12 protein-coding genes are annotated in these 12970 nt (G+C 63.0%); 3 read left to right on the forward strand and 9 right to left on the reverse strand.

Annotated elements, in window-relative coordinates; translation table 11 throughout:
• Positions 1-12: 12 nt before the first annotated feature.
• Positions 13-822 (reverse strand): AraC family transcriptional regulator, encoded by an 810-nt coding sequence (locus NKJ04_RS11545; RefSeq protein WP_352674968.1) that lies wholly within the window; start codon positions 820-822, stop codon positions 13-15.
• A gap of 198 nt (positions 823-1020) precedes the next feature.
• On the opposite strand from NKJ04_RS11545, the gene NKJ04_RS11550 reads away from it, so the two are divergent.
• On the forward strand, positions 1021-1941 hold the full coding sequence (locus tag NKJ04_RS11550; RefSeq protein ID WP_352675039.1) for a zinc-binding dehydrogenase: 921 nt from the start codon (positions 1021-1023) through the stop codon (positions 1939-1941).
• A 13-nt stretch (positions 1942-1954) separates the two neighbouring features.
• Here the strand turns inward: NKJ04_RS11550 and NKJ04_RS11555 are convergent, their stop codons facing one another.
• Entirely contained in the window at positions 1955-2707 is a 753-nt protein-coding gene (locus NKJ04_RS11555; protein ID WP_023812510.1) for an SDR family NAD(P)-dependent oxidoreductase, read from the reverse strand.
• A 164-nt stretch (positions 2708-2871) separates the two neighbouring features.
• Here NKJ04_RS11555 and NKJ04_RS11560 point away from each other — a divergent pair, with 164 nt between their 5' ends.
• Positions 2872-3234, forward strand: coding sequence for a nuclear transport factor 2 family protein (locus tag NKJ04_RS11560; protein WP_023812509.1), 363 nt, complete (start codon positions 2872-2874; stop codon positions 3232-3234).
• 9 nt (positions 3235-3243) lie between these two features.
• Here NKJ04_RS11560 and NKJ04_RS11565 read toward each other — a convergent pair whose 3' ends face one another.
• From NKJ04_RS11565 to NKJ04_RS11595, 7 genes are all read right to left on the reverse strand, one after another.
• Entirely contained in the window at positions 3244-5505 is a 2262-nt protein-coding gene (locus NKJ04_RS11565; protein ID WP_352674970.1) for a transglycosylase domain-containing protein, read from the reverse strand.
• A 168-nt stretch (positions 5506-5673) separates the two neighbouring features.
• Positions 5674-6588 carry a hypothetical protein gene (locus NKJ04_RS11570; protein ID WP_352674972.1) on the reverse strand — a complete coding sequence of 305 codons (915 nt, stop codon included), beginning with the start codon at positions 6586-6588 and terminating at the stop codon, positions 5674-5676.
• Positions 6589-6606: 18 nt separating this feature from the next.
• On the reverse strand, positions 6607-6753 hold the full coding sequence (locus tag NKJ04_RS11575; protein ID WP_013529552.1) for a hypothetical protein: 147 nt from the start codon (positions 6751-6753) through the stop codon (positions 6607-6609).
• Positions 6754-6778: 25 nt separating this feature from the next.
• Positions 6779-7033, reverse strand: coding sequence for a GlsB/YeaQ/YmgE family stress response membrane protein (locus tag NKJ04_RS11580; protein WP_013529551.1), 255 nt, complete (start codon positions 7031-7033; stop codon positions 6779-6781).
• A 110-nt stretch (positions 7034-7143) separates the two neighbouring features.
• Positions 7144-7347, reverse strand: coding sequence for a hypothetical protein (locus tag NKJ04_RS11585; RefSeq protein WP_127296410.1), 204 nt, complete (start codon positions 7345-7347; stop codon positions 7144-7146).
• 85 nt (positions 7348-7432) lie between these two features.
• The gene (locus tag NKJ04_RS11590; protein ID WP_031213535.1) at positions 7433-8053 is read right to left on the reverse strand and encodes a ribonuclease D; all 621 of its coding nucleotides are present in this window, start codon (positions 8051-8053) and stop codon (positions 7433-7435) included.
• Positions 8054-8177: 124 nt separating this feature from the next.
• Positions 8178-9563, reverse strand: coding sequence for a M20/M25/M40 family metallo-hydrolase (locus NKJ04_RS11595; protein WP_352610150.1), 1386 nt, complete (start codon positions 9561-9563; stop codon positions 8178-8180).
• Positions 9564-9978: 415 nt separating this feature from the next.
• Here NKJ04_RS11595 and polA point away from each other — a divergent pair, with 415 nt between their 5' ends.
• Positions 9979-12930 (forward strand): DNA polymerase I, encoded by a 2952-nt coding sequence (polA, locus tag NKJ04_RS11600; RefSeq protein WP_023812503.1) that lies wholly within the window; start codon positions 9979-9981, stop codon positions 12928-12930.
• The last annotated feature ends 40 nt before the right edge of the window (positions 12931-12970 follow it).

A 12970-nucleotide genomic window follows, 5' to 3' on the forward strand; every position in this document is an offset into this window, starting at 1 on the left:
TTCAAGCGAGCATCACGCCACGAATGCAGAGCCGCCATTTTGCGCGATACCACTGAGGTATTTGGCCGGCGGCTTCCCAAGCGCCTTCTTGAACATAGTGATGAAGGCCGTAACGGAACCATAGCCGAGATCGCCCGAGACCTGCTGGACACTCTTGCCGGAAGCCAGTTCCCGAATTGCAACGATCAAGTGCAATTGCTGGCGCCAGCGCCCGAAACTCAGCCCTGTCTCCTTTGCCACAAGGCGGGCGAGGCTGCTTTCGCTGAGCGCGACGCGATTGGCCCATTCCGCCAGTGTGCTGCGGTCGGCGGGGTCCTGCGCCAACGCTTCGGCGATCCTGTTCAAGCGCGGCTCGGACGAGATCGGCAGGTGCAATTGCCGGACAGCCATGCGTGGCAACTCGGTGAGCAGTATCTTGATCAAGAGTTCGCCCCTCGCCCCGTCATCCTCCATCCGATCGGAAAGCTCGATGATCAATTCGCGCAGCAGTGGCGAGATCGAAAGCGTGCAGCACCGCTCCGGCAGGTCGGCGGCTCCCGGCTCTATGTAGACGAAAAAAATCCGGGCGTTGGCGGTTGCGACATTGCTGTGCTCCATGCCGCCGGGGATCCACACCCCGCAATGCGGCGGCACCATCCATAGACCGCTTGGAACGCGGCATGTGACGCCGCCGCCGAGCGCGAAGACGAGCTGGCCTTTGCGGTGCCGATGGGCGGGGACTTCCGCTCGGGTGTCGGGGATGTCGACGCGCACGGCAATCGCCAGCGCGGCTGGGTCATCCACATCGAGATCGAGCCAGGGGTAGCTGAGGGGCTGTCTCATGGTTGACTGTTATTAGCGATGAAACGCCACGATAGCTAAATTCTTTAACCGCGAAAGTCGATAGGCTTCGGTTCGCGCAGGGTTGATCTCGTGACGCTGCGCGCCCCCGCCGGTATGGCCCGCTACCTACGTGGGTACTCAGCTTGCCGTGCTTTCCAACGCAAGCTGGCACCGACAAGCCAGCAACAAGGTACGCCCATGCTTGCCCTGGTCATCTCTCCCGAAAACGCGACCGGGTTGAGGCTCGCCGACGTCGCCGAGCCTCAACCGGCCTCGAATGAAGCACTTGTCTCGGTCCACGCGACTTCGTTGAATCGCGGCGAACTGCGCCTGCTTGCCATACGCCCTAAGGGTTGGATACCCGGCCAGGACATTGCGGGGATTGTCGGACGAAGAGCAGCCGATGGTTCCGGGCCAACCGTCGGCGCCCGGGTTGTCGCGTTGGTCGACGAGGCTGGTTGGACCGAACGCATCGCAGTCCCAACCGACCGTCTCGCCGTCCTGCCGGATGACGTCAGCTTCGTTTCCGCAGCTACGCTTCCGGTCGCCGGTACGACGGCGCTGAGGACTTTACGCCATGGCGGCGACCTCGCCGGCCAGCAGGTCTTGATCACCGGCGCAAGCGGTGCGGTCGGTCGTTTCCAGATCCAGCTCGCCCGCCATCAGGGCGGATTCGTGACCGCTGTCGCCGCCGCCCGGCACGCTGAGGATCTCCGCAACCTGGGAGCCAGGCAGGTTGTCGAAGCGATAGACCTGGCCGAGGGGCCGTTCTCGCTGATTACCGAGTCGGTTGGCGGTCAAAGCCTCGCATGCGCGATCGAGCGCGTCGCACCTGGCGGGACCATCGTCATGTTCGGTTCGAGCAGCGGCGAACTGACGCCCATTGGATTTCGCCAGTTCGTTCCGAATCACGAAGGGGCGAGGCTTCAGACTTTCGCGTACTACACGTCTGGTCCAGGCATTGGCGAGGACATCGCCTCGCTGCTCGCTCTGGTCGCAGCCGGCCGGCTCGAAACGCGCGTGGCCTTGACCGTGCCGTGGACAGACATCGCCCAAGCGCTGAACGCACTGCGACAGCGCAGCTTCAGCGGCAAGGCCGTTCTCACAATAACCGGATGAGCACCCTCTTTTGTCACACGTGCTGGCCGCCATTGATGTGGATTTCCGAGCCGGTCACGTAGGACGCCTGCTGCGAGCACAGGAAGAAGATGATGTCGGCGACTTCCGCCGTGGTGCCAAGGCGCCTGAGAGGAATGGTCTCGACGATCTTGTCAGTGCCCGGCGACAGGATCGCGGTGTCGATCTCGCCGGGCGCAATGGCATTGACGCGGATGCCGTGCGGGCCGAAATCATGTGCCATCTCGCGCGTCAGCGAGCCGAGTGCCGCTTTCGATGTGGCGTAGGCCGTGCCGGCGAAGGGATGCACGCGGGTTCCGGCGATCGAGGTTACGTTGACGATCGAGCCCTTGGCCGCCGCCAGTTCCTTGAACAGGCCGCGCGCCAGCATGATTGGCGCGAAGAAATTGACCTGGAACACGTCGCGCCAGACATGCATCGGCGTGTCGATCGAATCCATGCGGCTGTTGCCGTCCTTGAGCTTCGGCGAAATGCCGGCATTGTTGACCAGTGCATGCAACTGGCCGCCATGCGCTTCCAGCCGGTGGCGGATTTCGGAGACGGCGATGCCGACATCCTCCTGATCGGCGAGATCGACCTTGATGTGGTCTTCCGGCCCGGCCGGCCACGGGCAATCCTCGGCGAAAGCCTGCCTGGAGCAGGTGATGACGCGCCAGCCCTCGCGCGAAAAACGCTTGACGGTGGCGTGGCCGATGCCGCGGCTGGCGCCGGTCAGCACGATGGTCTTTCTGGTGTCGAGTTCAGTCATTTCAAGGTCTCCGGCCGGCAGATGTAGCCGAACGCCGCCGAGGTGGCGAGAGGCCGAAATGTCACCATTCACGTCAAAGGAGGAACCGGGAAGCCAACTCGCCGTTGGTTCGGGAGTGCAGGACAAGGGTGCGGGGTTTCACATCAAATCAATCGGACAGAGCCATGACACAGACAGCACCCCTCGACATCGCCACGGCCTTCACCAAGGCGTGGACAGGCCACGACCTCGAAAAGGCAGCATCCTATGTCGCCGACGACGTCGTTTTTGATGGGCCGATGCAGCAATCGACCGGCAAGGCCCCCTACCTGAAGGGCCTGACCAAACTTTCACAGGATGTGACCGGTGTGCGCATGATCGCTGCTTTCGGCGACGATCACCAGGCGCTGCTGATGTATGACTTGATGACAAAGTCGTCCGGCGCGCTTTCCTGCGCCAAGCACCTTACCGTCCGCGATGGCAAGATTCACAGCGACAAACTGACCTTTGACAGCAAGAAATTGGGCAACGCCAAACCACGGAATTAGCGGATCGGATCAGCCGCCAAGGAGGTCGAGGATCGAGGTCTGCCGCTTTTTGCGCGGACCGCCGACGTCGCCTGGCGGCACCGGGTGCTTGATCGATGCGGTGGCGCCGTCATCCTCTGGCATGGAAAGGCCATCGGCATCGACGGTTTGGGCGGGACGGGCCGCGCGGGACGGCGCTTGGGCAACCGGCGCTGCTGGCCGCGCCGGAGCCTGCTGGCCGACCGACGTTGACGGAACCGGCGCCGTGTTGTTCGCCGAGGGGATCTCGTCGGGGACGATTGTGTCGGCCGGCGTCGATTTCCAGGTGCCGGGCAGCGGCCGCACCGGCACACCCTCGTGGGCCGCAACCATGAACTCGTGCCAGGCCTGCGCCGGCAGTGCGCCGCCGGTGACCTTCTTCATCGGGCTGCCATCATCATTGCCGAACCACACACCGGTGGTGAGGTTGGCGGTGTAGCCGACGAACCAAGCGTCGCGCGAATTCTGACTGGTGCCGGTCTTGCCGGCCGATGGCCAGGCGAAAGCCGCTTTCCGGGCAGTGCCGATCTCGACCGTGCCCGTCATCATCGAGTTCATCATGCCGACGATCTCAGGCTTGACGACGCGCGGCGCGCTGCCGCCGCCGCTGTCGTAAAGCACCTTGCCCTCGGTGGTCGTCACGCGCCGGATGAAATGGATGTCCGGCTTGTAGCCGCCATTGGCAAAGGGGACATAGGCCGAGGTCAGCTCCAGCGGCGTCACTTCCGAAGTGCCGAGCGCGATCGAGGTGTTGGACTGCAGATCGGACTGGATGCCCATGCGGTGCGCCGCCTCGACGACCGCGTTCGGCCCGACCTCCATGGTTAGTTGCGCCGCCACCGAATTCAGCGATTTGGCCAGCGCGGTGGCCAGCGTCACCTTGCCGAAATACTTGCCGCCATAATTGTCGGGCGTCCAATTGCCGATTTTGATCGGCGCATCGTTGCGGATGCTGTCGGGCGTGCGACCGGCCTCGAGCGCGGCCATATAGACGAATGGCTTGAACGCCGAGCCCGGCTGCCGGCGTGCCTCCGAAGCACGGTCGAACTGGCTGGTCGAATAGTCGTAGCCGCCGACCATGGCGCGCACCGCGCCGGAATCGTCGATCGACACCAGGGCGCCCTGGCTGACGTTGAGCTTCTTGCCGCTGTCGTCGATCAGCCTGCGGATCGATTGTTCGGCGAGCTTCTGCAGGTTCAGGTCGACGGTGCTGTCGATGACGATGTCGCCGCGTACGTCGCCGATCAGGTCGGGCAGTTCCTCCATGATGGTGTCGGCGACGTAATTCTCCGAGCCGGTCCAATAGGACGGCGCACGCGTTGCCGGCGCGCTCATCGCCGAGGTCAGTTCCTTGGCGCTGATCTTGCCCTCGTCGCGCATGGCGGCAAGCACCAGTTGCGAGCGTTCCTCGGCGGCCTTCGGATCGCGTGCCGGCGACAGCCGCGACGGCGCCTTCAACAGGCCGGCAAGCAATGCGGCTTCCGACAGGGTGACGTCACGCGCGCTCTTGCCGAAATAGCGGCGCGAGGCGGCCTCGACGCCATAGGCGCCGGAACCGAAATAGACCCGGTTGAGGTACATTTCGAGGATCTGGTCCTTGGTGTGCTTGTGCTCCAGCCACAGCGCCAGCAGCACTTCCTGCACCTTGCGCTCCAGCGTGCGGTCGGGTGTCAGGAACAGGTTCTTCGCCAATTGCTGGGTCAGCGTCGAACCGCCCTGCGAGAAATGCCCGCCAAGCACATTGGTTACCATGGCGCGCGACAGCCCGATCGGGTCGATGCCGAAATGCGAGTAGAAGCGCCGATCTTCGATGGCGATGACGGCCTCCGGGATATAGGGCGACATTTCATGCAGGCCGACGGCCTCGCCACCGCTCATGCCGCGATTGGCGAGCAATTGGCCATCTGCCGAAACGATCTTGATGTTGGGGGCGCGGTCGGGAATCGACCAGGTCGTCGCCGCCGGCATCTTGGCGCCATAGTAGACGACGATGCCGGCCACGCCGATGCCGCCCCAGATGGCCAGCACGAAGCACCAGTAGAACAGCCGGCCGAGCACACCGAACAGGCCGCGCCGGCTTCTGCCGCGCTTGGCCCGCGACGATTTCCCTTTGGCCGGCTTGCGTTTTGCGGAGGCTTTGCGATTGCTCGGCACGACGCGATCCTCCTCGTTCACCGAAAGACCCGCCGAGGACCGCGCCTGCGGCGGCCCCTCGAAACTGGGTTCGATGCGACTGTCCCTGCGGTTCGCCATGCGCTGTGCTTGATATCCCCGATGCCTATGGCGTTCGGGTTGAAGAGTAGATGCGGCGGTTTAAAGGCGGGTTAAGTCGTGTTCGAATGCCGGCCTTGGCGTTGGGCAGCGAAAAGGCCAGCGTCTGCTCTTTGCAGGCCACTGCCACCACGCTGTTCGATGTCTCGTTCAGATAGGCTCGAACTTCACATCCGGCTGGTCGGGACCGCCGGCTTGCCGCAACAGCGCGAGAATGTGTTCGCCCCTGTCAGCCGGCTGTCGCCTCCAGTTCGAGGCGTTCGTCACGTGCAGCCAGCCATCGACCACCATGAAAAAATCCTCGGATTGATCATGTCCAGCGCCGAAGCGAAGCGATTTGTTTTCAGCGAACCGAACCATCGCCGGGTCGATCGACCTGTAGAGCACCGGCCAGTTGCCGCCGCCGGAATCCATATGGAACTTGTAGCTCGGGGCGAAATCCAGCCGCCGCCGCAACAGGCTTCCATCGAAAAAACAGAAGCCGGGCCACAAGAACCAGCCGCCTGGTGTCGGCGTATCGCGCCGCACGCTGCCGTAGAGGCTCTTGCCCTTCATCCGGTCGCGGATCGAAAATGGTTCAGTTGGAAAGATGTCATGATCGATGAAGCCGAAAAGCTTCGGCCCGAACCCAGGCAAGAAATTCCGCACGATCCAGTTGAGCGCTTGACCGTGCGATCTGCTGACGACCAGCCTGTTCTTCGGCAATGCGACATAGGGGACATGCTGGCGACGGCAGAGATCGCGGATCGCTTCCCTCGCCTCGTCCTTCTTGCTGTTGTCGAAGACGATGTAGCTCTCGTGCTCGGCAAGGTATCGGCGCACCAGGTGGATCTGCCATTCGATCACGTCGGGCCGGTTGAAGGCCACGGTGGCGACGACCGCATCACGGAATACCTGCTCTTGCCCCTGCAATTCGCTGACCGGCGCGGATGTCCTCAGAAAGCGAAACACCCGCCAATGATAGCGCAGCAGCGCCTCACGCCTCGGCGGCCTGTTCAGCCTCTCCCATTCCGCCACGGTAATCCCAGGCTGATCGACGCCTTCCGGGGCGTCAGAAGCAACCATGTCGCGCTCCCGCATGGCTTAGTTCTGCTGGATCGAAATGCCCTTGTCGTCGATCTTGAGTTCGACGCCTTTGGGTTTGGTCTGCTCGCGATAGACGTAGATGCCGAGCGCAATGACCACGACGACGAGCGCGCCAATGACGAGATAGAGCGTATTCTGTTTCATGGCGCGCTCTTTGCGTTGTCGAGCCTCAGGCTCTTTTCAGGACCTTGACCAGCACCAGCAGGATGATGGCGCCGATCGTGGCATGGATGATCGCGGCGAGAGTGCCGCCGCCGATGGAAAATCCGATCCTCGGAAACAGCCAGCCAGCGATGAACGCGCCGACGATACCGACAATGATGTTGCCGATCAGACCGAAGCCGAAGCCGGAAACGATAAGACCGGCGAGCCAGCCGGCGATGGCACCGATGATGATGAAGACGAGCAGGCTTTCGACACCCATAGAGAGTTCCTCCGAGCAAGAGGGCGACGGCGGAACGGAAAGCTCCGAATCGGCCTCGATATCAACGGCTTCAGGCTATTCGAAAGCGGTCGGCCTCACCAGCGGCGCCATCATTGATCGTCATCGTCGCTTGCGGCAGGGCGCCAACTGGTCGGCTCGACCTTCTTTTGCGTGTGACTGTCGATATAGACCCACCAGCCGTCGTCGCGATATTGCGCGATGGATTCATTGATGACCCCGTCGCTGTCCTTCCAGGTCACGGAGACCTTGGAGCCGTCTGTCGGTGCGGTCGCAATCGGCTTTCTGTCCGTCATGTCATCCCCTTTTGAGCCGGCAAAGCTGAGCCGACAGAACGCCGCGGCCCGCATCGGTTCCAGCCGCGGAGCGCGCCGACGACCGTCAGCTATGGGCGAAGATATCCTCTTCGTCCCAGCCCATCAGGTCAAGCTTGGCACGCGTCGGCAGGAAGCGGAAGCAGGCATCGGCTTCCTTGATCCGCCCATCGCGCGCCAGCCGTCCGGCAAGCACATCGCGCAACCGGTGCAGATAGAGCACATCGGAAGCTGCATATTCGAGCTGTTCGGGCGACAGCGTCTCGGCCGCCCAGTCCGACGATTGCTGCGCCTTGGAGAGGCCGACGCCAAGAAGCTCGAAGCAGATGTCCTTCAGCCCGTGGCGGTCGGTGTAGGTGCGGGTCAGCCGCGAGGCGATCTTGGTGCAGAACACCGGCTCGGGCATGACGCCGAACGCATTGTAGAGCACGGCAAGGTCGAAGCGTCCGTAGTGGAACAGCTTGGTTACGCCGCGGTTCCGCAGCAGGCTGACGAGGTTCGGCGCCTTCTTCTGGCCGGGCGCGATCTGGATCACATCGGCCGTGCCGTCGCCAGGCGAAATCTGCACCACGCACAGCCGGTCGCGATGCGGATTGAGCCCCAGCGTTTCGGTGTCGATGGCCACTGCCCCGACATTGTAGTGCGAGAGGTCGGGCAGATCATGCTTGTGGAAACGGATATCGGCCATTGTCTTCTCCGGTCGAGCCTTGCGCGTCCCTTGACCCGCAAGGGACGCTGTAGCGCTTTGTCTTGTGGCCCGTCCTCGCCGCGTTCCGCTGAAAAATCAACTGAAAGTTGATTTTCACGCCGCGTCAGCGGGTCAGCGCATCGAGAATCCGCGCCCAGGAGCGCTGGCCCTTGTGGAAGGAGCTGAGCTCGTATTTCTCGTTGGGCGAGTGGATGCGGTCGTCGTCGAGGCCGAACCCGACCAGCAGCGATTCCATACCGAGATAGGTCTGGAAGTCGCCGACCACCGGGATCGACCCGCCGCTGCCCGTCGTCACCGCCGGCTTCGGCCATTCGTCGGACAGCGCATCCTTGGCCTTGGCCAGGAAGGGCGAGTCGTAGGAAAGCTGGATTGCCGGCGAGCCGCCATGCGGATGGAATTCGACCGAGCAGTCGGCCGGAATCCGCTCCTTGACGAATTTCTGGAACGCCGCGCGGATTTTCTTGGGATCCTGCTTGTGTACGAGGCGAAACGACACCTTCGCCGAGGCTTCGGCCGCGATCACCGTCTTGAAGCCCTTGCCGGTGTAGCCGCCGATGATGCCGTTGAACTCGGCCGTCGGCCGCGCCCAGGTCAACTCCAGCACGGAGCGGCCCTTTTCGCCCGACGGGATCGACAGGCCGACTGGCCCGAGGAACGTCTCGGCCGTCTCGCCCAGCGTCTCCCAAGATTTCAGGATCTGCGAAGGCGTTTCCTCGACGCCGTCATAGAAGCCGGGAATGGTGATGTGACCGTCCTTGTCGTGGATATCGGCCAGCACCTTGGCCAGGATGCGGATCGGGTTGGCGGCGGCACCCCCATAGAGGCCCGAATGTAGGTCGCGATCGGCCGCCTTCACCGTGATCTCCTCACCGACCAGCCCGCGCAGCCCGACGCAGATCGACGGCGTGTCGCGGTCCCACATGCCGGTATCGCAGACCAGCGCGAAATCGGCCTTGAGTTCGTCGGCATTGGCTTCGAGGAACGGCTTCAACGAGGGCGAGCCGGATTCCTCTTCGCCCTCGAACAGGATGGTGATGCGGCAAGGCAAATTGCCGTGCACCTGCTTCCAGGCGCGGCAGGCCTCGACGAAGGTCATCAGCTGGCCCTTGTCGTCGGCCGAGCCGCGTCCGGTGATCACCTTGTGATCCGGGCCGACCTCCTTGACCGCGGGGGCGAACGGGTCGCTTTCCCACAATTCGATCGGATCGACCGGCTGCACGTCATAATGGCCGTAAAACAGCACATGCGGCGAACCGGCCGGGCCATCGTGATGGGCGACCACCATCGGGTGTCCGGGCGTGTCGCGCACACTGGCATCGAAGCCGATCAGCTTGAGCTCCGCCACGAGCCATTCCGCCGCCTTGCGGCAGTCGGCGGCATAGGCCGGATCGGTGGAGATCGACTTGATCCTGAGCAGGCCGAACAGGCGTTCGAGGCTCTGGTCGAGATTCTTGTCGAGACGGTCGAGGACGGGGGAAACTGCGGACATATGTGAAGCCTTTCGATTCAGAACCCGAACCGTAAAGGCAGGACAGCAAAACGAAAAGCCCGCGATCATTGGACCACGGGCTGCAAACGTCTGTCTGGGATAAAAAAGACCGCCGTGGTGGAGGGGGAACCACGGCGGCCTTCTACTCGAAACGATGCGGCAGCCCGGAGAGGGGGGATAGGCTGCCGCAGGTGTCCGGGATAGGCGGGGGACGTGCCTTGCTCCGGACTCGGCGAAAACTGCCGATGACGTGTATTTGGGTCTCTGAACGTGGCGATTCAAGGGCACGAAAATTACAGTTTTGTAACATAGGCGTGAGCGGGGTGACGGCGATCTGTCAGGGTGTTGCCGGAACCGATAGTCGAGGCTGCCTTTGGCATGGACCAAGCCGCCGCGCCGCGCTATCCCTGCCGACATGAAAAAAGGCGATCATCTCTTCCTTGTCGACGGCTCCGGCTACATCTTCCGTGCCTATCACGCGCTGCCGCCGCTGACCCGCAAATCCGACGGCCTGCCGGTGGGCGCCGTTTCCGGCTTCTGCAACATGCTGTGGAAGCTGATGCTCGACGCCCGCAACACCGATGTAGGCATTGTGCCAACGCATTTCGCCGTCATTTTCGACTATTCGTCGAAAACCTTCCGCAACGACCTCTACCCCGAATACAAGGCCAACCGCTCGGCACCGCCGGAAGATTTGATCCCGCAATTCGGCCTGATCCGCCAGGCGACCAGGGCGTTCAACCTGCCCTGCGTCGAGATCGAAGGCTACGAGGCCGACGATCTGATCGCCACCTATGCGAGGCTGGCCTGCGAAGCTGGCGGCGACACCACCATCATCTCCTCCGACAAGGATCTGATGCAGCTGGTCGGCGACACGGTCGCCATGTACGACCCGATGAAGGACCGCCAGATCGGCATTCCGGAAGTCATCGAAAAATGGGGCGTGCCGCCGGAGAAGATGGTCGATCTGCAGGCACTGACCGGCGATTCGGTCGACAATGTGCCTGGTGTGCCCGGCATAGGGCCGAAGACGGCGGCGCAACTGCTCGAACAGTTCGGTGACCTCGACACGCTGCTGGCCCGGGCCGGCGAGATCAAGCAGGACAAGAGGCGCGAATCGATCATCGCCAACGCCGACAAGGCGCGCATTTCGCGTCAGCTGGTGACGCTGATGAACGATGTGCCGGTCGCCGAGGGACTGGACGATTTCGTCCTGCACGCGCCGGACGGCCCGAAGCTGATCGGTTTCTTGAAGACCATGGAATTCACGTCACTGACCCGCCGTGTCGCGGAGGCGACCAGCACCGAGGCCGGCGATGTCCAGGCCGTCGCGGTCACCGTCGAACGCGCCGACCATGCCCATGGCCCGGATGTTGGGGCCGGTTTGCCGCCGGTTGCCCGAAACGCGTCCGGCACTGGATCGGACGAAGCCGGCGGGACGGCGGAGACGTCAAAACAAGGCGATACCCCTTCCCTGCTCGCGGCACTAAGGCTGGAGCGCGCGGCCACCGGCAAGATCGACACTTCGGCCTATCACTGCATCCGCGATATCTCGGCCCTGAAAGCCTGGGTCGCCGAGGCGCGAGAGGCCGGCATCACCGCCTTCGATGTCAGGGCAACATCGGCTGATCCGATGCAGGCCGAACTGATCGGCATGGCCATCGCCACGGCGCCCGGGCGCGCCGCCTATATCCCCTTTGCCCACATGAGCGGCAATGGCGACCTGCTCGGTGGTGGCGCGCTCGAAAACCAGATACCGCTTCGCGAGGCGCTGGCTGTGCTGAAACCGCTGCTCGAAGACAGATCGGTTCTCAAGATCGCGCAGAACCTGAAATACGATCTTGTCATCATGAGCCGCTACGGCATCGATGTCGCACCGTTCGACGACACCATGCTGATCTCCTACGTGCTCGATGCCGGCACGCCCCATGGTCACGGCCTGGACTCGCTAGCCGAGAAATGGCTGGGTCATACCCCTCTCCTGCTCAAGGACGTCACCGGCTCCGGCAAAAGCTCCGTCGGTTTCGATCAGGTCGACATCGACAAGGCGACCGCTCATGCCGCCGAAGACGCCGATATGACGCTGCGGCTCTGGCTGGTGCTGAAACCGCGGCTTGCCGCCAAAGGCCTAGTGTCGGTCTATGAGCGGCTGGAGCGGCCGCTGGTGCCGGTGCTGGCGCGCATGGAACAGCGCGGCATCTCGGTCGACCGGCAGATCCTGTCGCGGCTCTCGGGCGAACTGGCCCAGGGCGCCGCTCGCCTCGAAGAGGAAATCTACCAGCTCATCGGCGAGCGCATCAACATCGGCTCGCCAAAACAGCTTGGCGACATCCTGTTCGGACGCATGGGCCTGCCCGGCGGTTCCAAGACCAAGACCGGCCAGTGGTCGACCTCGGCGCAGCTTCTCGAAGATCTCGCCGCCGAAGGTCACGAACTGCCGCGCAAGATCGTCGACTGGCGCCAGCTGACCAAGCTGAAATCGACCTATACCGATGCGCTGCCGGGCTTCATCCACCCCGACACCAAGCGCGTTCACACCTCCTACGCGCTGGCCGCGACGACGACGGGACGCCTGTCGTCCTCCGATCCGAACCTGCAGAACATCCCGGTGCGCACCGCCGAAGGCCGCAAGATCAGGACCGCCTTCATCACCGACAAGAGCCATCGGCTGGTCTCGGCCGACTACAGCCAGATCGAACTGCGGGTGCTCGCCCATGTCGCCGAGATCCCGCAATTGCGGCAGGCTTTCGCCGACGGCGCCGATATCCACGCCATCACCGCGTCTGAGATGTTCAACGTGCCGGTCGAGGGCATGCCTTCGGAAGTCCGTCGCCGCGCCAAGGCGATCAATTTCGGCATCATCTACGGCATTTCGGCCTTTGGTCTCGCCAACCAGCTGTCGATCCCGCGCGAGGAGGCCGGCAACTACATCAAGAAATATTTCGAGCGCTTCCCCGGCATCCGCGATTACATCGAGGAGACCAAGGCCTATGCCCGCGAGCATGGCTTTGTCGAAACGATCTTCGGCCGTCGCATCCATTACCCCGACATAAGATCGTCCAACCCCTCGCTTCGCGCCTTCAACGAACGCGCCTCGATCAACGCCCGCCTGCAAGGCACCGCCGCCGATATCATCCGCCGTGCCATGATCCGCATGGAGGAGGCGCTGGAAAAAGCAGGGCTTTCCGCACGCATGCTGCTGCAGGTGCATGACGAACTGATTTTCGAGACCGTCGAGGCGGAAGTCGAGGCGACGATCCCGGTCGTGCGTCACGTCATGGAAAACGCGGCGATGCCAGCGGTATCGATGTCGGTGCCGCTGCATGTCGATGCGCGCGCCGCCAACAACTGGGACGAGGCGCATTGACGCTCCGCCTCTTCGTCATCCTAGGGCGAAGCAAGGAGCG

The organism is Mesorhizobium sp. M0618 (assembly GCF_040320765.1).
In the GTDB taxonomy this organism is placed as follows: Bacteria; Pseudomonadota; Alphaproteobacteria; order Rhizobiales; family Rhizobiaceae; genus Mesorhizobium.